Raw genomic sequence first — 22,299 nt, 5'->3', positions numbered from 1 at the left:
CCCGGCAATCGGAAAACCGGCCGACCGCCACCCTCTACGCAAGTCATGTGGCGAGACGTGCCTGCCGCTTTCGCCGGCACGCCAAATAAAACGGGCGAGAGGATGGCCCGTCGGTCCCTCCTCTCGCCCGACCCCGTGCAGTACGACCGGCCTTGCAACGATCGATATTTCCCGCTCCTACTTTATCGATCGTCCGGCAATGTGACCTTCACGAATCGACGGCTGGATATCGCGAGCCGATCGCGCATCGCCCACCAGATGCAGTTGATCCACACGCCCCCGCAACGCCGCCCAGATTTCGTTCTGCGACTCCCGGTAGCCCACCAGCACCACCGTGTCGGCCGGGATGCGCTCCGCCTGGGTTCCGAAAAGCGGCCTGATCTCGGCACTGCCGTGGTCGACCGACACCAGCGCCGACTGCGTGACGATGCGCAGCCGGCCCGCATTGTGCAGCCGGCGCAACGCAGCCTGCGTGCGCCCGGTGGTCTCGACGGCCGGGGCGAACATCAGGTGGCGCGTCACATAGGTCACCTCGACCCCGCGATTGATCAGCGCTTCGCAGCAGCCGATGGCTTCGTAGTGCCCGACATCGTCGAAAACCAGCGCCGTGCGCCCCAGGTCCTGCGGCGGCGCGATCGCCAGGTCCAGCGACGTCAGCACCGTCGCTTCGCGCGCAATCGGCACCTGCGCGGCCGGGTCGGCCGTCTGCCGGAACTCATGCACGTCCGCAGGCTGCGAGCCCGTGGCCACAATGACCGCGTCCGGCGCCTCGGCGAGCACGTCGTCCGCGTCCACGTAGGTCGACAGCCGCACGTCCGCACCCAGGCGATAGATCTCGTTCTCCAGCCAGATCGCAATGTCCCCGATCGGATGGAGTTTCGGCAGGTGTTTCGCGCAGTTCAGCAGGCCGCCCAGGTCGGACATCGCCTCGACCAGCGTCACGCGGTGCCCGGCGAGCAGCGCCGTGCGGGCCGCTTCCATGCCCGCCACGCCGCCACCCACCACCAGCACTTTGCGCGGCGTCTCGGCTTTGACGATCGTCTCGTCCGACAGCGTTTGCTCGTAGCCCACCGCCGGATTCACCGCGCAGCCCATCCGGCCGGCGAACGCGCCGCCCAGGCACCCCTGGTTGCAGCCGATGCACGGCCGCACCTCGGTGCCGCGCCCTTCCCGGCTCTTCACGACCAGCAACGGATCGGCGATCATCCCGCGCACGATGTTGATCATGTCGGCCTGCCCGGTCTTCAACGCCTGCTCGGCATCGTCCAGCGTCGCGTAGCGGCCCACGATGATGCGCGGCACCGTCACGCCTTCCGAAATGCGCTCGACGTGCGGCAACTGGTAGCCGACCGGCGCGTCCATGCCCGCATAGCGGTCGACGTGAAAGTAGTAGTCGCCGTGCGTGATGTTGACGAAATCGATCAGCCCCTCGGCCTGCGCCCGCAACGCGATCGCGTTGACGTCCTCGTCGGTGAGAATGCGCGGATCCGAGCTGCCGCCGATGCGCACGCCGAGCGCGAATTCCGGCGACGTCGCCGCGCGAATCGCGCGCAGCGTCTCCATGAACGCCCGGATGCGGTTGTCGAAGCTGCCGCCGTACGCATCGGTACGCTGGTTCAGCACCGGCGAGAAGAATTGCGAGAACAGGTAGCCGGCGCCGGCCAGCACCTCTACGCCGTCGAGCCCCGCGGCCTGCATGCGGACGGCCGCCTTCGCGTACGCGTCGATCACCTCTTCGATCTGGTCGGTGGTCATCGGAATCGGCGGCGCGACCGAGTAGCGCCCCGCCAGTGCCGATACGGCCCACGGCAGGCCGCCGTCCGCCGCCGGATCGGTGTAGCCGCCGTGCCAGAGCTGCGTGAACAACTTCATGCCGGTTGGTGCAATCGTATCGACCAGCTTGCGCATCGGCGCGATCGATCCGTCGTCGCTCGCCGTGAGCGAAAAGGTCGATGACGGGTGAACCGACGTGCTTTCGATGATCGACAACCCCGCGCCGCCTTTTGCGCGCGCCAGGTGATAGGCGATCAGGTCGTCGTTGACGTATCGGTTGGCCAGGCGCGTCGCATGCGCGGTGCGCACGATCCGGTTCGGAATCTCGACGGCGCCGATCCGGAGCGGTGAGAAAACATGCTTGTACATGGTCAGGCCACCGAACGCTTGGACGTGATGCCACCGTCGACCGTGACGATGGTGCCGCTGGTGTAACCCGAACGGGGCGACGCCAGATAGACGAACAGATCGGCGACTTCCTCGACCGTCGCCGCACGCCCCAGCGGATAGCCCGCCATCAGCTCGTCGGAACGCGCTTCGTCACCGAGCAGGCGGGCCGCGTGGTTTCGCAGCACCTTGGCGATGCGCTCGGTGCCGACCGGCCCCGGGTTGACGCCCACCACCCGAATGCCATCCTCGAGGCTGCGGCCGCCCAGCGCACACGTGAACGCCATCAACGCGGCATTGCCGGTCGAGCCCGCGATGTAGTTAAAGTCGAAGTTCTGGCCGCCATTGCCGATGTTGTTGAGAATCACGCCGCCGCCGCGCGCCTTCATCCCGGTGTAGATCGCGCGCGTCAGGTTGATGTAGCCGAACACCTTCAGCTCCCAGCCCTTGCGCCATGCTGCTTCATCGACGTCCCACAGCGTGCCGCCCGGAATCGCACCGGCGTTGTTGACCAGGACGTCGACGTCGCCGGCGAACGCGACGACCTCGTCGATCGCGCCGGGCGCCGTCATGTCCAGCGCCAGCACGTCCACGCGCACGTCATGCGCGGCGCGCAGCTCGGCTGCCAGCTGTTCCAGCTTGTCTGCAGAGCGTGCGGTCAAGACGAGGTGGCATCCCTCTGCGGCAAACGCCTTCGCGAGACCCTCGCCGATGCCCTGTGATGCGCCGGTGATCAGGACTCGCCGGCGTGCAAGTTTCATGTCCATTTTTGGGTTTCCGTACTTTCACTACACGACATGCGTCATTCCAGTTTCGACCCGGGGCGTGCGAGCGATGCAGCGACGTCCCTGCAGCCTTCTTCGAATATTGAACGCGGAACCGGGGTCTGGATCACCAGGCCGGTGCAACTATTCCGTACTTTGATAAACCGGCAGGAACCGTTCCGTACGCGTCGGGCGATGCACCGCCAGGCTTTCCCGAACGAGGTTTCACCGGCACCATCCGGATACGCTCACGACGACGACTTGCCGCTCCGCTCCGCCGAATGAACGACACGCGCTTGCGCGGACATCGCCGCGAAAAGCGGCTTCGATCGAGAAACGGACGTGCCAGGAATCGATTGATTCGAATGCCGTTGGCCCCGCGTGCACGCACGCGGCGGCACGATGTAGCCGATCGACAGAACGACCGTGATTACCTGGTGGGAATTCGTGAAATGCGTCTCCGTCATTCTTTTGCTCGTTCATTGATGGTCGAGCGTCGGGATAGCGTCGTCAATTGAGCGATGCGCTCCGTCCCGTGCTTTGGAAGCCCCCGCTCTGCAGAGGCGTACGCGGTCTTGCCGCGTTGCGGATGCTTTCAAAGTACGGAAACTTGCGCGCGTTTCAATTGCGGCTCCCTCCTCTCGTACTTTTCAATCAGGACTGACGTGATGCAAAACAGGCGCGGCAACGGCAGCATCCCGGCCGCCGCCGGAAACGCTTCGATATCCCGGGCACACGTCGATACGCGCTACCTGACACGCTTCCAGAGGAGACACTCATGACAGACAAATCAGCGCTCAAGGCCGAGTTCGAACGACTACACGGCTACTGGAGCGACGTGCACGACCAGGCGCTCGCGGAGGATCCTGTCTTCTTCAACGATTACCTGGTGATGGCCCGCGCCGCACTGGATGCCGGCCATCTCGAGCCCAAGCTCTGCGATCTCGTCATGATCGCGGCAAGCGCGAGCGTCACGCACCTTAACGGCGACGCGGTTGCGCTGCACATCCAGGGCGCGCTGCGTCACGGCGCCACGCGCCAGGAAATCGCGGAGGCCTTGCAGATCTCGTCGGTGCTCGGCATTCACTCGTACATGGTCGGCGTACCCGTACTGTTCGAGGAAATCGAGGCAAACGGCCAGTCGGTCGATGCGGCATTTCCGCTCGACGAGAAATTCGAGCAGGTCAAATCGGCGTTCACTGCCAGCCGCGGCTACTGGAGCGATCAACTGACGGCGATGGTCCGCAGTTCGCCGGCGTTTTTCGACGGCTATACCGCGTTCTCGTCGACGCCCTGGCGCGAGGGCACCCTGGCGCCCGTCGTCAAGGAACTGCTGTATGTGGCGATCGACGTATCGACCACCCACATGTTCGAGCCGGGCGTGCGCATTCATACGCGCAATGCGCTGCGCTACGGCGCGACACCGGCGCAAGTGCTCCAGGTCATGCAGATCGTCAGTTGCCTCGGCATGCAGAGTTTCCTGCTCGGCGTTCCGCCGCTGCGGCGGGCTGCGGCGTAGCCCGCGAGCATCACGCCTGAACGGCACGCCCCCGAACGCGCGTGCCGTTCCGCTCCTCGACGTACCGGAGGATCGACGTAAAGTCCTCGCCGCCCCGGCCGGCTTCATACGCCGCGTGCCAGACGTCCCGCGCACGTTCGATGGCCGGCATCGCCACGTCCATCAGGCGTGCCTCGGCAAGGCCGAGCGCCATGTCTTTCTCGATCACGGCGAGCGCGGCACCGAAGTCGAATGCCCCCGACACGGCCCGGCTCATGATCTTCGAGCACGCGAAACTCTGGCCGGAACCGGAGTCGATCAACCGCATCATCCTGTCCGCGTCGAGGCCGGCTTTCGCGCCCATCGCGAGCCCCTCGGCACAGACCACCAGGTTGGCCGCCATCACGACGTTGTTCACGATCTTCATGATCTGCGCCATGCCGGGGCGGTCCCCCATCGGAAACACTTCCTTGCCGATACGCTCAAGCAGCGGCGACACCTGCTCGACCGCGGACGGCATGCCCGATACCAGCATCGCGAGCGTGCCGGCTCGCGCCGCGGACGGGCCGCCGGAAACCGGCGCGTCGACGATATCGATCCCGCGTTGCGCGAGACCCTCGCCGATTCGCTCGATCATGTCCTGGCCGATCGTCGACATCTCCACGTAAAGACGAACCGCCGAACCGTGCACGACGCCGTCCGGCCCGAGGCCGACCGCCAGCGACACGTCCCGGTTCGGCAAGCACGCGAAGACGATGCTCGCCGCATCGGCGACCGCACGCGGCGACGCGTGCGCGACGGCGCCGCCATCGACGAACGGCGCCAGCGCCTGCGCAGACGGATCGTACACATGCAGCCGGCAGGCCTGCCCCAGCAGGCGTTCAGCCATCGGCGCCCCCATCTTCCCCAGCCCCAGAAAGCCGATGTCCATTACTGATGTCATGACACCCTCGAACAAGCTTGTGAATGGTCGATGCAACCGCACGCGCTGCCGCGGCGGTTCATCTCGTCGTCGTGGTCGCTTCAGCGCGGCGGCGGCTGCAGATTCAAAGCCCTGCAGGCTCGCAGCGACTTCACGCGCGATGGATACCGCGCGTCACGCCTCGATTGCCTGAACATCGGCGATCACGAAGCCGCGATAGTCATCGCGGACGACGTCGTCGCAAATCGCGCGATACCGGTGAAACCCGCCCACATACGGCATGAATACGCGTGGCTTGCCCGGCACGTTCGCGCCCGTGTACCACGACTCCGCCAGCGGATACAGCGTCGCGTCGGCCACCTCGTTGACATGCTCGACCCAGCGCGTTTCCGCGTCCGGATCCGGCTCGATGGTCGCGGTGCCGTGCGCGGCGAGCTTGCCGATGCAATCGGTGATCCAGTTCATGTGCTGTTCGATCGCGCACACCATGTTCGACTTCACCGACGGGCTGCCCGGACCGGTCACGATGAACAGGTTGGGGAACCCTGCCGTCATCAGCCCGAGATAGGTGCGCGGCCCGTGCACCCATTTCTGCTTCAGCGGCAGGCCGTCGCGTCCGCGGATATCGATGTCGGCCAGTGCGCCGGTGATCGCATCGAAGCCGGTCGCGAACACGATCGTGTCGAGCGCATAGTCGCCCGTAGCGGTCTTCACGCCCGTTTCCGTGATTTCGACGATCGGCGCCGACTTCGTGTCGACCAGCGTCACGTTCGGCAGGTTGAAGGTCTCGTAATAGCCGGTGTCGAGACACAGGCGCCGCGCGCCGATCGGGTAGTCCTTCGGCACGAGCAACTCGGCGGTCGCCTGATTCTTCACCGTACTGCGGATCTTGTTGCGGACGAACTCCGCGGCCGTGTCGTTCGCAGCCTTGTTGGTCAGCAGGTCCTTGTACGCATACAGGAAGCTGATACTGCCGCCGGCCTTCCATTTTTCCTCGAACGTGGCGAGACGATCCTCGGGCGTGTCGTCCAGGGCGTTCTTCGTCGGCGCCGCGTGCCCGGCGATACCAAAGGGCGTGTTCTGCGCTTCGGCCCGCCAGAATTCGTAACGCGCCTTGTGCCGGCCAAGTTCGTCGCCGGACAGCGCGCGGTTACGAGCCGGCAGCGTGAAGTTTGCCGTGCGCTGAAACACGAACAGCTCGCTCGCCTGCTTCGCGACGATGGGAATGACCTGGATGCCGGACGAACCCGTACCGATCACGCCCACCCGTCGCCCGGTGAAGTCGACCGGCTCGTCGGGCCAGAGACCGGTGTGATACCAGTCGCCCTTGAAGGTATCGAGCCCCTTGAATTCCGGCACGCGCGGCAACGACAGATTGCCGGTCGCCATCACGCAGAAACGTGCGGTGACCACCTGCCCGTCGACGGTTTCGACACGCCAGACGCCGTTCGACTCGTCGAAGTTTGCCGACTGCACGCGGGTGTTCAGCCGGATGTCGCGGCGAAGATCGAAGCGATCGGCGACGTGATTGATGTATCGGAGAATATCGCCCTGTGCGGAGAATCGTTCCGGCCAGTTCCATTCCTGCTGGAGGTCGTCGGAAAACGAATACGAGTACTCGACGCTGTCCACATCGCATCGCGCGCCGGGATATCGGTTCCAGAACCACGTGCCACCGATGCCGCTGCCCGCTTCGAGCGCTTGCGCACGCAGGCCCAGCTTGCGGAACTTGTACAGCGCGTAAAGGCCGGCGAATCCGGCGCCGACGACGATCACGTCGAGATCCGGTGCGGCAGGTGCGCCGTCACGACGCGTCGATACGGTTTCGTCAGGGTATTGCATGGCGTGTCTCCAGTGTTGTCATCCCGTGCGGACTCCATTGGAGACCTGCCTACCCTGCCCGACAATCGAGAGCACCATGCCTTCCCGTGCTTTGAAAGTTCACGCGGCAGACAGCACAAATCCGGTGCAGTAGAATTTCAAAGCACGGGAGCCCCCATTCTTGTCGACCGGACCTGCATGACCGATGCGCGAGGTTTGCCTCGGCAATCTCGCGCCTGCGACGCACGATCCGACGCGCCACCCAACCATCGACTCGACACCACGATGCAACCCGAAAGATCGCTGCCCCGGCACGCGGGCAAGAAGTCCCTCAGCGGACCCTATGGAATTGATCTGGCGTGGCCCCGTACATCGCGCAGCAATCAGGCCGATGGCACCGTCGTCGTGGCGCCGGTCGCGCGCGGCTTGTCGATTCTCTCCGCGTTTACGCCGGACAAGCCGTCGCTCGGCAACCAGGAAATCGCGGACGCGACCGGCATTCCCGCACCGACCGTACTGCGTCTGCTGCGCTCGCTGGTCGCGCTCGGCTACCTGCATCGGGACGACAAGAGCAAACGGTATTCGCTGGCATCGGCTTCGCTGGCCTTGGGCTATGCCGCGATCGCCGACCCCGAGATGCTGCGGCTCGCCAGTATCGAAATGCGGGCATTCGCGGAAGCGACGGATACGTACGTCCTGCTCGGCACACGTGATCGACTCGATGTGATCCTGCTGGAAACGCACGTCAACCGCCGCTCGCTGCTGGAATTGCAGCTGTCGCCCGGCATGCACGTGCCGATCGCGTATTCGATGATGGGCTGGGCGTTGCTGGCGGCGCTCCCGGAAGACGAACGGCAGTATCTGCGGACCCAGGTGGAGCGCCATGCCGGCGACGCGTGGCCGCCAGCCATTCGCCACCGGATGAACGACAAGATCGCGCAGGTGCATGAACTCGGCTTCTGCATGCTGCATGGCGAATGGGAGCCCGAGCTGACCTGCGTGGCCGCGCCGCTGACGCTGCCCGGTCGCCCGCCCCTCGTGCTGTGCTGCGTCGGCCGCACCGCGCGGGTTGCGCAGGCGGCCGTCGAGCGGGAACTCGGCTCGCGGCTCGTCGCGTGTGCCCGCGTACTGCAGGAACGCTTGCCCGCGCGCCGCTGACCCTTCTCGCCGCCCCACACGACCGCAGGTGCCGCCATGCCTCACGAAGCCGAAAAAACGACGATGACGCTCGAACGCGGGATGCAGGTGCTCAATGCATTTCATGCGGAGCGCATCGCGCTGACGAACGGTGACCTCGTCCAGCGAACCGGCCTGTCGCGCTCGGTCGTGTCCCGCCTGACCTCCACGCTGATTCAACTGGGATTCATCCGCCGCGTGGCGGGCGGCCCCCGCTTCGAACTGGCGGCCGGCATCTTCGGCATCGGCCACACCTACCTGGAAACCAATCCCGTCACGCGGCTGGCGCAGCCGCTCATGCAACGGCTGGCCGACACGCTCGGCGCGGCGGTTGCGCTCGCCGTACCGCACCGGCTCGAGATGCTGTACGTCGCCCATTGCTACAGCGTGCGGAATTCGACACTGCAGCTCGGCGTCGGGTCGCTGCTGCCGATGAGCACGACGTCGATCGGCAAGGCCTGGCTGTGGGGGCTGCCGGAAGACGCGCGTAACGACTACATCGCGCGTTTGCTGAAAGCGGCGGATGCGCGCGCGCCTGCGTTGAAGGCGAGCTTCGACGTCGCGTTCGACGAACTCGATTCGACCGGCGTCTGTACGTCGATCGGCGAGTTTCAACATGACGTGTACGGCATCGCGTTGCCGATCAGCATCGGACGCTTCGCGACGCCGATGGCACTGAGCTGCGGCGCGGTGGACCTGCATCCCGACATCGACGCGATCAGGAACCGGATCGCACCGCCACTCAAGCTGGCGGCGGCCGAGCTCGCCGCCGCGCTTCGCGACGTCCCGTTCATGCCTTGAGACCGGGCCCGGGCGAGCCAGGCCGCGCCTCGCACGCGAGCCGGCGCAGGCCTCGCTAGGCCATCGCCGCCGTATATCGGGCCATCTGGTAGTCGCTGTCGCCGAACAGCGGATCGAACATCGTCAGTCGCTTGAAATAGTCGCCGACCTCGAGCTCATCGGTCATCCCCATCCCGCCGTGAAGCTGCACGGCCTGCTGGCCGACGTAACGTCCGGCTTTCGCCACCATCACCTTCGCGGCCGCAATCTTGCGCGTGCGTTCGTCCGCCCCGGTTTCGTCGAGCGCCTGGGCCGCGACGTAGGCCATCGACAGCGCAATCTCCTTCTGGATCAGCATGTCGGCCATCCGGTGCTGCAACGCCTGGAACGCGCCGAGCGGCTTGCCGAACTGCTGGCGCGTGCGCAGATACTCGGCGGTGATCTCGATCAGCCGCTCCATCGCGCCCGATGCCTCCGCGCATAGCGCCGCGATGCCGTGGTCGATGCCATGCTGAAGCGCATCGACGCCGCCTTCGATCATCGCGTCCGCCGCCACGGTCACGCCGTCGAGCGTGATATCCGCGGCACGCAACCCGTCCATCGTCGGATAGCCCGCCACCGTCACGCCATCGGCATCGCGCGGCACCACGAACAAGCCGATGTCGCCCGAGCCCGCGAGGCGCGCGGTCACGAGCAGCGCGTCGGCCACCTCGCCATGCCACGCGAGCGCTTTCCGGCCGGTGATCACGTAGCCGTCGCCGCTGCGTTCGGCGGCCGTACGCACGGCGTCCGCGCAATAGCGCGACTGGGGTTCGAGATACGCCACCGACACGATCTTCTCGCCGCTCGCGATGGCCGGCAGCCAGGCCTGCTTCTGCGCATCGTTGCCGTACCGGCCGAACACCGCGCCCGCCACCACCGCCGACGGCACCACGGGCTCGAGCGCGAGCCCGCGGCCGAGTTCGCGCTGCACGACGAGACGGCTCGCCGGCCCTTCGCCGAAGCCGCCGTGGTCGGCGTCGATCGTGAGCCCCAGCACGCCCAGCTCGCCGAGCGACGACCACACCGCGCGATCGAACGCGCCGGCTTCGCGCGAACGCTTGCGACGCCGCTCGAACGCATATTCGGTCTCCACGAACCGGCGCAGGCTGTCGGCCATCATCTGCTGCTCTTCGCTGTAGGTAAAGTCCATGCCTGCTCCTTAGAAACCGAGAATCATCTTCGAGATGATGTTCTTCTGAACCTCCGTCGCGCCGCCGAAGATCGAGATCTTGCGCATGTCGAAGTACGTCGATGCCGCGGGCGATGCCCAGTCCGGCCCGCTCACCGGCTGAATGACGCCGTCGAGCAACCAGTCCGGCGAGTACGGCCAGCCGTGCGGCCCGGCCACCTCCTGCTGCAGCATCGCGATGTCCTGCTGGATTTCGGAACCGCGAATCTTCAGGATCGACGCTTCCGGCCCCGGCGCCTTGCCGGCGCCCTGCGTGGCGACGCGCAGCAGCAGCATCTCGAGCGCCATCACGTCCATCTCGATCCGCGCGATCTTGTCGCGCATCCGGGCGTCGTCGATCATCACGCCGCCGGCGCCGTCCGGCGTGATCTGCGCGTAGTGCCTGAGCTGGCGCAGCTCGCGGTAGCAGTGGCCGATGCCCGCAATGCCGGTGCGCTCGTGCCCGAGCAGATACTTCGCGTAAGTCCAGCCCTTGTTCTCCTCGCCGACCAGGTTCTCGACCGGTACCTCGACCTCCTCGAGCCACGTTTCATTGACGTCGTGGCCGCCGTCGAGCGTCACGATCGGGCGGACGGTCACGCCGGGCGTCTTCATGTCGATCAGCAGCAGCGAGATGCCTTCCTGCGGCTTCGCGTCCGGGTCGGTGCGAACCAGGCAGAAGATCCAGTCGGCGAAATGCGCCATCGTCGTCCAGGTCTTCTGTCCGGTGACGACATACTTGTCGCCCTTGCGCACCGCGCGCGTCTTCAGCGAGGCGAGATCGCTGCCCGCGCCCGGCTCGGAATAACCCTGGCACCAGAAGTCGTCCATGTCCGGAATGCGCGGCAGAAACCGCGCCTGCATCTGCGGCGACGCATACTTCATCAGCACCGGCCCGATCATCAGCAGACCGAACGGCAGCAGGCGCGGCGCGCCGAGCTTGAACGACTCGATCTCGAAGATGAGGCGCTGCAGCGGGCTCCAGCCGGTGCCGCCGTGCTCCTTCGGCCAGGCCGGCGCCCCCCAGCCGTGGGCGTTCAGGATCCGGTGCCATCGCACATAGTCGTCCTTCTCGACGCGGCGGTGCCCCAGAACCTTGTCCCGGATATCGTTCGGCAAGTTCGCGTCGACGAACGCGCGCACTTCTTCGCGGAATGCGTGTTCCGCCGCGGTGTAACGCAGGTCCATCCTGATGTCCTCCTCGATGCTCGACGTGCGCGCGACGACAGCACGCGCAATCGGTTTGTTTCTGTCGCTATCGAGTGTGTTGGACCGTGATACGCGGTGCAACTGGTATTCGGCGAACGCGGCATTCGGCATCCGCGAACCGGCCGGCTGAGTTCGTTGGTCCTGCGAATACACCGTGACCGAACCCGGCCGAAGCGTTCGGAAAGCGCGAACCCCGCCGTCGCGACTTGCGATTTGAACCTGCCGGGACGCCTTGTTACATTGAATTCACCGAAACCCGCACGCATGCATCGCGCAACCGGGTTTCCCCGCGACGACGCGCCACCCGTCACACGGGCGGCAAGCGTCGCGCTGCGCGATCGAACGGTCGTCGAACATCCATCAAAACAGGAGGCAGACTTGTCCAGGTTGAAAACCCCGTTGTGCGAACTGCTCAACATCGAATACCCGATTCTCCAGGCCGGCATGGGCGGCGTGGCGTTCGGCCCGCTGGCCGCCGCCGTGTCGAAGGCCGGCGGCCTCGGCACGATCGCCGCGATTTCGCCGACGCCCGAGCGCGTCGAACAGGAAATCAAGCTCGTGCGCAGCCTGACCGACAAGCCGCTGTGCGTCGATATCGGCTTCCCGCTGCGCGCGCCCAAGAACCTCGCGTCGATCAAGATCGAGAATCTGCCGTCGCCGATCGTTCAACTGCAAAAGGAAATCGAGGCGCTCGGCATCGAGGTCAAGCCCGTCGACGATCAGGCGATGGGCATCGAGGACGCGAAAACCAAGCTGGAGATCTGCTTCGCGCACAAGGTCGAAGTCATCGCCTGCGCGCTGGGCACGCCGGCGTGGGTCGTCGACGAATGCCACGCGCGCGGCGTCAAGGTCATCAGCATGGTCGGCTCGGCCCGCCATGCGAAGGCCGCGATCAAGGCCGGCACCGACGTCGTCGTGGTGCAAGGCACCGAAGGGGGCGGCCATACCGGCGACGTCGGCCTGATCACCCTGCTCGCGGAAGTGCTCGAGTTCTCGCCGGTGCCGGTGGTCGCGGCCGGCGGCATCGTGACGGGCGCGCAAATCGCCGCCGTGCTGACCCAGGGCGCGCAGGGCGTGTGGGTCGGGACGCGCTTCATCGGCAGCCAGGAAGCAACGGTCGGCCCGAACTACAAGCAGTCGATCGTCGAGGCCGGCTACGACCAGACCATTCGCTCGCTGCTGTTCGACGGCCTGTACGTGCGCCAGCTCAAGAACCGCTACACCGAGGTGTGGGAAGGCCACGAGGACGAAATGCTGCCGTATCCCGAGCAGCGCGTCGCGATCGGGCCGGTCCGCTTCGCGTCGGTTGAAGCGGATCTGAAGGATCATCAGCCGCTGCCGGCGGGCCAGGGCTCCAGCCTGATCCGCGACGTGCCGCCGGCCGGCGACGTGCTGCGCCGCCTGGTCGATGAAACGGTGGCGACGCTCAAGGACTCACGCGGCCGCGTCGAATTCGCCTGATCGGCAGCACTGAAAATGCCGGACCGGCGGCAACACGGTCCGGCACTTCACTATCGGCCGCGCGCCGAAATACCTCGTGCGGGCCCGGTCTGGACTGGCCCGACACGAAAAGACTCAAGCGGCACATTCAGACTGGCGACTACCTGGATCGAGCAACGTCAATGTTGTGCCGGGCAATCAATCGCGCCCTCACGCTCGTCGATATTTCACAAGCCGTCACTCAGACAGACTCGCTGACCATGCGAACTCCGGATCGACGACCATCCGGACGAAAAATGAAAACGACAGACGTCCACCTCGAAGGAGAGAGCCCGCCTCCTCCGGCTTGATCACGAAAATCAAACACCCATATCCGTGATCAAAATATCCAAAGAATCAAAACAATCCGGAGGCCAACGCAATAAATAGATAATCACCAATCCGCACTTCACCGCCGAAAGCATATCAAACCGACCCAAACAAGAAGTCGAGAAGAATCAAACGGAGACAAGTGATGTGGAAGCTATTTTCAGCCAGCCTGCTGGCGTGCCTGATTTCGTCCGAAGCTTTTTCAGCGCAAGGTGTTGCGTACGGAGGGCCGGTCGGAGGAACCGACATACAGAATGCAGTCTTGCCGGACAAAGCCGGATTTTACGGGGGGCTGGTTGTCGGTTACGTGAAATCCTATTCGCTCATAGGGAATGGCGGCCAGAATTCCATTGCCGATTTCTCAACGTCGAGCGGCCTGAGCGAATTCGCGCTTCTTTACATCTATCCGTTCAAGTTGTTTGGAGGAACGCTGGGCACGATGGTCGCGGACGGCGGCGGCATCGGGCGGGTCAAGCTCAACGACAGACACGAGTCATGGCGGGGATTCAATGACGTCTACTCTGACATCCTGATGTGGAGCACCCATGTCGGAGACAATCCGGTGAGAGGGCTGACGGTCAAACTGGCGTACTCGATGATGCTCGCGGCAGGTACCTACGATTCCAAGCGGATTGTCTCGACGGGTCAGAACACGTTCTACTACATCCCGAATTTCGCGCTCACCTACCTGACCGGCCCCAACCGCCTGGGTGATGGCCTGGAACTCGACGGGCATGTCTTCTTTGATATTGCGGGCAGAAACCCGACGACGAATTACAACAATGGGCTGGTCATCGATATCGACGCCGCGATCAGTGAAATAATCGGGCGCTGGCAGATTGGCGTCGCCGGTTATTATGCTCGCCAGGTCACCGAGGATCGACAAAACGGCCAGCTCGTACCCGGAGACCGCTTTGGCATTGCGGTGGCCGGCCCGGTAATCGCGTACAGCATCCCGGAATGGGGCGCGAGCGTCAAACTCAAGGCTCAATTTGGAATTTGGGCGAGAAACACGGCCAAGGCAAATGGCTTGCTGCTGTTTTTCAGCAAAGCGTTCTGATCGAATCGATTGTTCCTGGCTGGAACGATCACCGGGCGCGGACAAACCACTGGCCGCGCCCGATTTTGCGTATGACTCGATCGAAATCGCAGGACTGGTAACGTCAGCCGGCGTCCCGGTCTCTACGGGGCGCCGGCGCGGGAACGATAACGACCATGCGCCGAGGTCCATCTTGTAGAACGGCTCGACGTGACGTTCGACGCGGGTGACGGGTCTCGCAACCTCCACCGGGCACCCGGAAGCGTTGAATCTGGTCTACCGCAACTTGCCCTTCTGCCGCGACGACCCGTGCACGGACACTCGCCAACATACGCTCCGAGTCGGGATTCGCGGTGAACGACCTTCGACCGGTCACATGTGTACCTGAATTCGAGCCGAGAGGCTCGAGATCAACCACTTGCCGTCGACGCGAACATAGTCGCATTCCATCGTTTCAAAACCCAGGCCGATCTTCAGGCCGCGCGCTTTGGGATCCGTGCCTACGCCCTGAATCCACCAGATGCCATTCGCCTTGTCGGCACTGTCGAACTCGATCTGCGGCATGAGTCCGAGGTGAACCGAGCGCTCTGCGCCGACGAACTGCTTGAGGAATGACACGAACGTATCCGGCCCGTTCAGTACCACAGGTTGCGTCAGTTTCACGGCTTCCGCCGGTGTCTCGTCCGAGAACGAAATCGTGACATCGTGAGTGAGCAGCCCCGCGATCTTGTCTTTTTCGTAATCGACCGCCCTGAAAAATTTGTACTGAAGCGTCTTGATATCTTCAATGGCAACCAGTCGATCAATATCTGAAATCACTTTACGTCTCCTTTTGATTATTCAATTTTTAATAAAGGCGATGTTGCGCAAGCGTTTCTGCATTTTATTCAACCAACAAACTGCTTTCGGATCGTATAAGCCGCATGTCAAACATTCAAATCGTCATCCGCGAAGCGCGTGTTCTCCTTTCGCGAACCGGGTGATTGCCGTTACGCGGCGACGCGCTCGAATACCGCCGCGAGCCCCTGGCCGCCGCCGATGCACATCGTCTCGAGCCCGTAGCGCCCCGCGCGGCGTTCGAGTTCGCGCAGCATCGTCGCGAGAATCCGCACGCCGGTCGCGCCGACCGGATGGCCGAGCGAAATGCCGGAACCGTTGACGTTCAGCCGCTCGTAATCGCCGGCGTCGAATCCCAAGCCCGCCGTGCAGGCGAGCACCTGCGCCGCGAAGGCCTCGTTCAGCTCGATCAGGTCGAGATCCTTCAACGCGAGGCCCGCGCGCCGCAATGCGAGCTCGGTCGCGGGCACGGGGCCGATCCCCATCCGCTCCGGCTCGACGCCGGCGACCGCCCACGTGACGAGGCGCGCAAGCGGGCGCAGGCCGAGTTCGGCCGCCTGCTCCGGCGTCGTCACGATGCAAACGGCCGCACCGTCGTTCTGCCCGCTCGCGTTGCCGGCCGTCACCGTCGATTCCGCATCGACCTTCTGGCGGACCGGGCGCAGCGCGGCCAGGCTTTCCATCGTCACGTCCGCGCGCGGATGCTCGTCGCGATCGACGAGCGTAGCGCCGCCTTTCGTCTTCACCTGCACCGGTACGATCTCGTCGCCAAAGCGACCAGATTCGTGCGCGGCGATCGCGCGGCTGTGCGACCGGTACGCGAGCGTGTCCTGCGCGTCGCGCGTGATCCCGTATTCGCGTCGCAGGTTCTCGGCGGTCTCGAGCATCCCGCCTTCGACCGGATGATGGCGGCCGCCGGACGTGATGCGCCCGCGCGCGATCCGGTCCCACAGCGGCGACGAATCGCCGCGCAGGCCGCCCCAGCGTGCGCCGAGCATGTAGTGCTCCGCCTGGCTCATGCTCTCGGCGCCGCCGGCAAGCACCAGGTCGGCCGCGCCGGTCTGCACGCGCATCGCCGCATCGATCACCGCCTGCAGGCCCGATCCGCACCGACGGTCGAGCTGCAGCCCGGGCACGCGAATGCCGAGGCCCGCGTCGAGGCTCGCGACGCGACCGATCGCCGGCGCCTCACCGTTCGGGTAGCACTGGCCGAAGATCACGTCGTCGATCCGCGCGGGGTCGAGCGCCGTGCGCCGCACCAGCTCGCGGATCACCGTCTCGGCCAGCGTCGCGGCCGGAATGTCCTTGAACACGCCGCCGTAGCGCCCCACCGGCGTGCGCACCGGTTCGCAGATCACTGCCTGTCTCATGAGAACCTCGTTTCGATTGAATGAAGCGGGATGAACCGGCGGCGATCGTCGCGCATCGCCAAGCGGTCGCCCTAGATTACGCGCCAATCCCGCCATCTGCGATCTCGCACGCATCGAGCGCGAACCGGCGGCCGTCGATCTCGCCGTTCTCGATCACCACGTCGGCGCGGCCGTCGCCGGCCGCCTTCGCTTCATTGTTCAGGGGCGCGCGCGGCAAACCACCTTGCACGCGCGCCGTGCGCTTACTTCGGGCGCAGCATCATCAGGCCGGTACGCACTGCCGTGCAGACTTCCTCGTCGCGCTGGTTGAGCGCAACGTGGCGGAACACGACGATGCCCGAGTCGCTGCGGCTTTTCGACAGCCGCGCGTTGACGATCTCGGTACGTACGCGAATCGTGTCGCCGTGGAAGGTGGGCTTCGGAAACTTGATCTCCTGGAAGCCGAGGTTGCCGAGCGTCGTGCCGAGCGTCGTTTCATACACGGTGATGCCCGCGACGAGCGCCAGCAGGAACATGCTGTTGACGAGCCGCTGCCCGTAGATCGAGCCCTTGCTGTACTCGGCATCGATGTGCAGCGGCGCGCAGTTGTACGTCATCGCGGAAAACAGCACGTTGTCGGTTTCCGTCACGGTGCGGCGGATCGCGTGTTCGACCACGAGGCCTTCACGGCAATCTTCGAAATAGAGTCCGGGCATTTGTCTGGTTCCTTGTTCAGTCAGTGATTGAGGGATTTCGCCCGCGCAACGATCTCGTGCGCGGTCTTGACGTGGGCGATGTCGATGTGTTCGCCGTCATAGATGCACGATGCGCGGCCGCCGGCCTGCGCCTCGTCGAGCGCGGCGATCATGCCTTCGTAGTACGCGACTTCGTCGGGCGACGGGCTGTACACGTCGTTGATCGTCGCGACGTTAGACGGATGCAGCGCGAGTTCGCCGGACATGCCGAGATTGCGGTCGAGCAGCGACGACTTGCGCAACCCGTCGAGATCCTTGACCTGCTGCCACACGCCGCCGATCGCATGCTTGCCGGCCGCACGCGCGGCCATCACGGCGCGCGACTTGAAGTACAGGCTTTCGCGGCCGTCGGGCGTCCACACATAGCCGAGTGCACGCGCGACGTCCGCGTTCTTCGCCGTTGCGCCGACGATCGCGCCGACGCGCTCGCGCGACGCGATTTCATACGCGAACTGCAGCGAACGCGCGGTCTCGAGCAGCGGTATCACGCGCGTCGAGCCGAGCGCCGCGCCGTTGCGGAATTCCGCCTCGGTGAGCATCATCGATACGCAGTCGATGTCCTCGGGCCCGACGGGCTTCGAGATCACGATCCCCTCCACGTGCGGCCCGACCACTGCGAGGATGTCGTCGAAGTCGTACAGGTACGGGCTGCGGTTGATCCGGACGTACACGCGCTGCCGCTGCTCGGCCAGCCATGCCAGCTTCGAGCGGACGACCGCGCGGGCCTCGACCTTCAGCGGCACGGGTACGCTGTCTTCGAGATCGAGAATCAGCGCGTCCGCTTTCGCGGTAACCGATTTCTCGATCCAGTCCGGCTTGTTGCCCGGCACGAACAGCAGCGATCGGGCCGGCCTCATGACATTCGTAGTCACATTTGTCTCCTGGTTGCCTGGTTGATGCGGAAAAATGATGGGGCGTCGCGCTGGCGTCACTTCATGCGGTGACGGAAATCCAGTGGACGCTCCTGGGTATGCGCGCACGCCTTTGTGCGATTCATCGGGCGCGTACATGCAGTCGGACGTGCCGGCGTTCGCGTGTATGTCGCCGCCGTTTCCGAACGCGTTGCGTATGTCCCGTTCTGCCGATTGATCGTGGTCGTTGCCACGCGATGGAGTATCGACACGACGAGATCCTCGAAGCGCTCGCTCATCTTCCATCCACCGCACTTGAAATGCCGTGCCGGCTTGCCGCCGCCGCGATCGCATCCAGCGTCTCGGGGTTGGCCAGCGAAGACAGGTCGCCGGGCGGAAGACCAAGGCATGCGGCACGCACCGCGCGGCGCATGATCTTCATGTTGCGTGTCTTGGGCAGATCGTCGACGAACAGCACGAGCGCCGGCCGAAACGCGGTGCCGAGCCCCGAGACGACGGCCGCGCTCAACGCGTTCTCGACGTCCGCGCCGGCGGCCACACCCGGCATCAACGTGACCACGAGACCGACGGTCTCGCCCTTGACGCGGTCGGGCACGCCGATCGCCGCCGCTTCGGCGACTTGCCCCGTCGCCAGCACGAGCGTCTCGATCTCGGACGGCCCGGTGCGTTTGCCGGCGACTTTCAGCGTATCGTCGGCGCGGCCGAGCACGTACCAGAACCCGTCCTCGTCGATCGCCGCGCGATCGCCGTGCCGCCACATTCCGGGCGTCGTGCCCCAGTAGCTGGCCAGGTAGCGTTCGTTGTCGTGCCACAGCCCGCGCGTGAGGCCGATCGACGGCCCGCGCAACGCGAGCTCGCCGGTGCCGCCCGGCCCGACCGACCGGCCCGCGTCGTCGACGACATCCGCCCCCATGCCTGGAATCGGGCCCGCGAACGCACACGGCTTCAGCGGATGAATCACGGTGCCGGTCACGATGCCGCCGCCCACTTCGGTGCCGCCCGAATAATTGATGATCGGCCGGCTGCCGCCGCACACCTTGTCGAACATCCAGCGCCACGCGTCGACCGTCCACGCCTCGCCGGTCGACAGCGCGATCCGCAACGCGGAAAGATCGCGGTTTTCGATGCCCGCGCCGCCCGCCTGCATGAAGCTGCGCACGATCGTCGGCGCGATGCCGAGCACGCTCACGCGATGCTGTTCCATCAGCCGCCAGAACCGCCCCCCGTCGGGGAAATCGTGCGCGCCTTCGGCCATCACGATGGTGCCGCCGAGCAGCGTGGTGCCGTAGATCAGCATCGGCCCGACCAGCCAGCCCATGTCGCTCAACCACATCAGCCGGTCGCCGGCGCGCATGTCCGCGCACAGCCCCATGTCGAGCGCGAGCTTCGTGATCAATCCGCAGTGCGAATGAACGGTGCCTTTCGGCTTGCCGGTCGTGCCCGACGTGTACATCAGCATCATCGGTGCGTCCGCCGGCATTTCGGTGGTCGGCGCATCGATCGGCTGGCCGTCGATCAGGTCATGCCACCAATGATCGACCCGCGCATCCCATGCCGTCTCGGCGCCGCGGTTGCGCAGCACGACGACGTGTTTCAGCGTCGGCACATCCGCGCGCGCCGTGTCGATCGTCTGCTTCATCGGCGTCACCTTGCCGCGACGCGTGCTCGCATCCGCCGTCAGCACCGCCACCGCGCCCGCATCCTGCAGGCGACTCGCGACGGCCTGTGCGCCGAATCCGGAAAACAGCGGCAACACGATCGCGCCGATCTTCGCGATCGCGAGCATGCCTGCCACGGCCTCGGGCACCATCGGCAGGTAGAGCGCGACGACGTCGCCCGGCTGGCAGCCGATCTCGCGCAACCCGGCCGCGAGGCGGCTCGTCTGCGCGTCGAGCTCGGCATACGTCCAGCGGCGCACGGCGCCGTCCTCGCTTTCCCAGACCACGGCCTCCTGCCGGTCACGTTCGGTGCCGCGATAGCGGTCCAGGCAATTCAGCACCGCATTGGTCGTGCCGCCGACGCACCACTTCGCCCACTCGATGCCGTCGCGCGTATCGACCACCGCGTCGTACGGTTGATAGAAACGCAGGTCCATATGCCGGATGAGCGCGTTCCAATAAGCGTCGGGACGTGTCGCAGCGAATTCCAGCAGTTGCCGGTACCCGGCCGGATCGGCCTGCTCGATGCCGACATATCGCATGAACGCAGCCAGTGCACTGGCGCGTGCCGCCTCGGGTTCAGGGCGCCACGCCACGTCGGCCACCTGCCATGCAGTTTCCATTCACGTCTCCGGTTTGACCTGGCATTGCTTTGATTCAATGCTAGTCGTGCGCACCGGCCGCACTCAAGTTTTCACTTGCGAACCCGCGATTCGCATTGCACGAATCGTTGCGTCCGGCATGCGCACTTACATGCCGGAGGTGCCGCGTTTCGCGCGGAACCTGATCGCAAATGCAGCGCATGCGCCTCCGGAAGAAGGCCTTCTTTTCGACGTGCGTGCACGTTCTTGATGCGGGGCTTTCGCGCAAGTTCGAGCACGTGAAAAAGAGCGGGCCGCTGCCGATATCGCTCAGGATTCCGACCGGCCCGCCCCCGATCAATAGCGGAGCATCACCGACTTCGCTTCCGTGTAGGTCTGAATCGACTCGGCGCCGAACTCGCGGCCCAGCCCCGACTGCTTGTAGCCGCCGAACGGCATCACCGGATCGGTTTCGCCGAACGTGTTGATCCAGATCCGGCCCCCCTTCAACGCGCCCGCGATCCGGTGCGCCCGGCCGATGTCGCGCGTCCAGATGCCGCCGGCAAGCCCGTAGGTCGAATCGTTGCCCTGTGCGATCACGTCTTCCTCGGTATCGAACGGAATCACGCAAACGACCGGGCCGAAGATCTCCTCCTGAGCGATCTTCATCGTGTTGCTCACACCGGAGAACACCGTCGGCTCGACGTAGTAACCGGCATCGCCCGCTTGCCGGCCGCCGGTCATCAGCGTCGCGCCTTCGTCGTTGCCCGCGTCCACGTACGACATCACGCGTTCGCGCTGCTTCGACGAAATCAGCGGGCCGAGTTTCGTGTCGGCATCGAACGGGTTGCCGACCTTCAGGCTCGCGACGAGCTTCGCCACTTCATTCGCGAATTCATCGTGAATGCTGCGATGAACGAACAGGCGCGTGCCGGACGAGCAGATCTGCCCGGAATTGCGCGTGAAGCCGTTGACCGCGGCGGCCAGCGCCTTGTCGAGATCGGCATCCGGGAACACGATATGCGGGCTTTTCCCGCCGAGTTCGAGCGTCACGCGCTTCAGGTTGCCGGCCGACGCGAGCAGGATCTGCTTGCCGATTGCGGTCGAGCCGGTAAACGCGACCTTGTCGATACCCGGATGCTCGGAGATCGCCGCGCCGACCGTCTGCCCGTAGCCGGTCACCACGTTCATCACGCCCGGCGGCAGCCCGGCTTCGTGAAAAATCTCGACGAGCCGCAGGCAGGTCAGCGACGCGAGTTCCGAAGGCTTCGCGACGATCGTGTTGCCGCACGCGAGCGCCGGCCCGAACTTGACGCCGGCCAGCAGCAGCGGCACGTTCCACGGATTGATCTGGCCGCAGACCCCGATCGGCTCGCGCAGCGTGTAGATGAAGGCCGACGGGTCGGTCGGCACGGTCGTACCGAGAATCTTCGTCGGCCAGCCCGCGTAGTAACGGAACGTGTCGACGGTCATCTTCACCACCGCCGCGCTGAACCAGGCCGGCATCCCGTTGTCGAGCGTCTCGAGTGCGGCCAGTTCGTCCGCGTGTTGCTCGATCGCGTCCGCAAGGCGCAGCAGCACGGCGGTGCGCGCATGCGGAGCCATGCCGCGCCAGCCCGACGATTCGAACGCGCGCCGCGCGGCGGCCACCGCAAGGTCGACGTCCGTCTTGTCGCCTTCGGCGATGCGAGCGAGGACGTCCGCCGTCGCCGGGTTCAACGTCTCCATCGTCCTGCCTGACGCGGCCGGCACCCACTTGCCGTCGATGAAGTGCTGCTTGGCGCCGGAGCGGCACCATGCAAGCGCCGCGGCCAGGCCGGGATGTTCGGATTCTGACTTCATGGAATGAGCGGTCACTG

Annotated in this window: 18 protein-coding genes; 5 read left to right on the top strand and 13 right to left on the bottom strand. The window is 65.1% G+C overall.

Annotated features, from left to right (window positions below; all coding sequences use genetic code 11):
- Positions 1-177 precede the first annotated feature (177 nt).
- Both G3N99_RS00630 and G3N99_RS00625 read right to left on the bottom strand, forming a co-directional pair.
- On the bottom strand, positions 178-2,148 hold the full coding sequence (locus G3N99_RS00630; protein WP_206121356.1) for an FAD-dependent oxidoreductase: 1,971 nt from the start codon (positions 2,146-2,148) through the stop codon (positions 178-180).
- Entirely contained in the window at positions 2,145-2,927 is a 783-nt protein-coding gene (locus G3N99_RS00625; protein ID WP_174932980.1) for an SDR family oxidoreductase, read from the bottom strand. Before G3N99_RS00625 ends, G3N99_RS00630 begins: the two co-directional genes overlap by 4 nt.
- 775 nt (positions 2,928-3,702) lie before the next feature.
- Here G3N99_RS00625 and G3N99_RS00620 point away from each other — a divergent pair.
- Positions 3,703-4,443, top strand: a complete 741-nt coding sequence (locus G3N99_RS00620; protein WP_174940487.1) for a carboxymuconolactone decarboxylase family protein — start codon at positions 3,703-3,705, stop codon at positions 4,441-4,443.
- 10 nt (positions 4,444-4,453) lie between these two features.
- Here G3N99_RS00620 and G3N99_RS00615 read toward each other — a convergent pair whose 3' ends face one another.
- Both G3N99_RS00615 and G3N99_RS00610 read right to left on the bottom strand, forming a co-directional pair.
- On the bottom strand, positions 4,454-5,365 hold the full coding sequence (locus G3N99_RS00615; protein WP_174986421.1) for an NAD(P)-dependent oxidoreductase: 912 nt from the start codon (positions 5,363-5,365) through the stop codon (positions 4,454-4,456).
- 153 nt (positions 5,366-5,518) lie between these two features.
- Positions 5,519-7,186: an NAD(P)/FAD-dependent oxidoreductase gene (locus G3N99_RS00610; protein ID WP_206121336.1), complete on the bottom strand. Its 1,668-nt coding sequence runs from the start codon at positions 7,184-7,186 to the stop codon at positions 5,519-5,521.
- 405 nt (positions 7,187-7,591) lie between these two features.
- Between G3N99_RS00610 and G3N99_RS00605 the strand changes: the two genes are divergently transcribed.
- Together G3N99_RS00605 and G3N99_RS00600 are read left to right on the top strand one after the other, a co-directional pair.
- Positions 7,592-8,323, top strand: a complete 732-nt coding sequence (locus G3N99_RS00605) for an IclR family transcriptional regulator (protein WP_241011355.1) — start codon at positions 7,592-7,594, stop codon at positions 8,321-8,323.
- Positions 8,324-8,359: 36 nt separating this feature from the next.
- Entirely contained in the window at positions 8,360-9,142 is a 783-nt protein-coding gene (locus G3N99_RS00600) for an IclR family transcriptional regulator (protein ID WP_206121335.1), read from the top strand.
- 55 nt (positions 9,143-9,197) lie between these two features.
- On the opposite strand, the gene G3N99_RS00595 is transcribed toward G3N99_RS00600, so the two are convergent.
- Together G3N99_RS00595 and G3N99_RS00590 are read right to left on the bottom strand one after the other, a co-directional pair.
- On the bottom strand, positions 9,198-10,313 hold the full coding sequence (locus G3N99_RS00595; protein ID WP_206121334.1) for an acyl-CoA dehydrogenase: 1,116 nt from the start codon (positions 10,311-10,313) through the stop codon (positions 9,198-9,200).
- Between the two features lie 9 nt (positions 10,314-10,322).
- Positions 10,323-11,519, bottom strand: a complete 1,197-nt coding sequence (locus G3N99_RS00590) for an acyl-CoA dehydrogenase family protein (RefSeq protein WP_206121333.1) — start codon at positions 11,517-11,519, stop codon at positions 10,323-10,325.
- A gap of 285 nt (positions 11,520-11,804) precedes the next feature.
- On the opposite strand from G3N99_RS00590, the gene G3N99_RS00585 reads away from it, so the two are divergent.
- Together G3N99_RS00585 and G3N99_RS00580 are read left to right on the top strand one after the other, a co-directional pair.
- Complete coding sequence (locus G3N99_RS00585; protein ID WP_277396305.1) at positions 11,805-13,001, top strand: nitronate monooxygenase; 1,197 nt, start codon at positions 11,805-11,807, stop codon at positions 12,999-13,001.
- 493 nt (positions 13,002-13,494) lie between these two features.
- Positions 13,495-14,409, top strand: a complete 915-nt coding sequence (locus tag G3N99_RS00580) for a transporter (RefSeq protein WP_206121332.1) — start codon at positions 13,495-13,497, stop codon at positions 14,407-14,409.
- Positions 14,410-14,760: 351 nt separating this feature from the next.
- Here G3N99_RS00580 and G3N99_RS00575 read toward each other — a convergent pair whose 3' ends face one another.
- The 7 genes from G3N99_RS00575 to G3N99_RS00545 all read right to left on the bottom strand — a co-directional run bounded on the left by G3N99_RS00575 (position 14,761) and on the right by G3N99_RS00545 (position 22,282).
- Positions 14,761-15,207, bottom strand: coding sequence for a nuclear transport factor 2 family protein (locus G3N99_RS00575; protein WP_174932995.1), 447 nt, complete (start codon positions 15,205-15,207; stop codon positions 14,761-14,763).
- Between the two features lie 170 nt (positions 15,208-15,377).
- Positions 15,378-16,595 (bottom strand): acetyl-CoA C-acetyltransferase, encoded by a 1,218-nt coding sequence (locus G3N99_RS00570; RefSeq protein WP_206121331.1) that lies wholly within the window; start codon positions 16,593-16,595, stop codon positions 15,378-15,380.
- A gap of 76 nt (positions 16,596-16,671) precedes the next feature.
- Positions 16,672-16,812: a hypothetical protein gene (locus G3N99_RS00565; protein WP_206121330.1), complete on the bottom strand. Its 141-nt coding sequence runs from the start codon at positions 16,810-16,812 to the stop codon at positions 16,672-16,674.
- Between the two features lie 25 nt (positions 16,813-16,837).
- Positions 16,838-17,290, bottom strand: a complete 453-nt coding sequence (locus tag G3N99_RS00560) for a MaoC family dehydratase (protein ID WP_174933000.1) — start codon at positions 17,288-17,290, stop codon at positions 16,838-16,840.
- A gap of 20 nt (positions 17,291-17,310) precedes the next feature.
- Positions 17,311-18,201: a CoA ester lyase gene (locus G3N99_RS00555; protein ID WP_346778449.1), complete on the bottom strand. Its 891-nt coding sequence runs from the start codon at positions 18,199-18,201 to the stop codon at positions 17,311-17,313.
- A 274-nt stretch (positions 18,202-18,475) separates the two neighbouring features.
- Complete coding sequence (locus G3N99_RS00550; RefSeq protein WP_206121329.1) at positions 18,476-20,482, bottom strand: AMP-binding protein; 2,007 nt, start codon at positions 20,480-20,482, stop codon at positions 18,476-18,478.
- Positions 20,483-20,797: 315 nt separating this feature from the next.
- Positions 20,798-22,282: an aldehyde dehydrogenase family protein gene (locus G3N99_RS00545; protein ID WP_174986407.1), complete on the bottom strand. Its 1,485-nt coding sequence runs from the start codon at positions 22,280-22,282 to the stop codon at positions 20,798-20,800.
- Positions 22,283-22,299: the final 17 nt, after the last annotated feature.

The sequence above is a fragment of the Burkholderia sp. Ac-20392 genome, assembly GCF_017104585.1.
GTDB lineage: Bacteria > Pseudomonadota > Gammaproteobacteria > Burkholderiales > Burkholderiaceae > Burkholderia > Burkholderia lata.
The sequence above is the reverse complement of the archived record's forward strand: the minus strand, read 5'-3'. Positions and strand labels throughout refer to the sequence as shown.

Excerpts from the sequence above, each read along its gene's own strand:
- G3N99_RS00625 (WP_174932980.1), bottom strand. The coding sequence starts at position 2,927 with ATGGACATGAAACTTGCACGCCGGCGAGTCCTGATCACCGGCGCATCA.
- G3N99_RS00620 (WP_174940487.1), top strand. The coding sequence starts at position 3,703 with ATGACAGACAAATCAGCGCTCAAGGCCGAGTTCGAACGACTACACGGC.
- G3N99_RS00615 (WP_174986421.1), bottom strand. The coding sequence starts at position 5,365 with ATGACATCAGTAATGGACATCGGCTTTCTGGGGCTGGGGAAGATGGGG.
- G3N99_RS00610 (WP_206121336.1), bottom strand. The coding sequence starts at position 7,186 with ATGCAATACCCTGACGAAACCGTATCGACGCGTCGTGACGGCGCACCT.
- G3N99_RS00600 (WP_206121335.1), top strand. The coding sequence starts at position 8,360 with ATGCCTCACGAAGCCGAAAAAACGACGATGACGCTCGAACGCGGGATG.
- G3N99_RS00595 (WP_206121334.1), bottom strand. The coding sequence starts at position 10,313 with ATGGACTTTACCTACAGCGAAGAGCAGCAGATGATGGCCGACAGCCTG.
- G3N99_RS00590 (WP_206121333.1), bottom strand. The coding sequence starts at position 11,519 with ATGGACCTGCGTTACACCGCGGCGGAACACGCATTCCGCGAAGAAGTG.
- G3N99_RS00585 (WP_277396305.1), top strand. The coding sequence starts at position 11,805 with ATGCATCGCGCAACCGGGTTTCCCCGCGACGACGCGCCACCCGTCACA.
- G3N99_RS00580 (WP_206121332.1), top strand. The coding sequence starts at position 13,495 with ATGTGGAAGCTATTTTCAGCCAGCCTGCTGGCGTGCCTGATTTCGTCC.
- G3N99_RS00570 (WP_206121331.1), bottom strand. The coding sequence starts at position 16,595 with ATGAGACAGGCAGTGATCTGCGAACCGGTGCGCACGCCGGTGGGGCGC.
- G3N99_RS00560 (WP_174933000.1), bottom strand. The coding sequence starts at position 17,290 with ATGCCCGGACTCTATTTCGAAGATTGCCGTGAAGGCCTCGTGGTCGAA.
- G3N99_RS00550 (WP_206121329.1), bottom strand. The coding sequence starts at position 20,482 with ATGGAAACTGCATGGCAGGTGGCCGACGTGGCGTGGCGCCCTGAACCC.
- G3N99_RS00545 (WP_174986407.1), bottom strand. The coding sequence starts at position 22,282 with ATGAAGTCAGAATCCGAACATCCCGGCCTGGCCGCGGCGCTTGCATGG.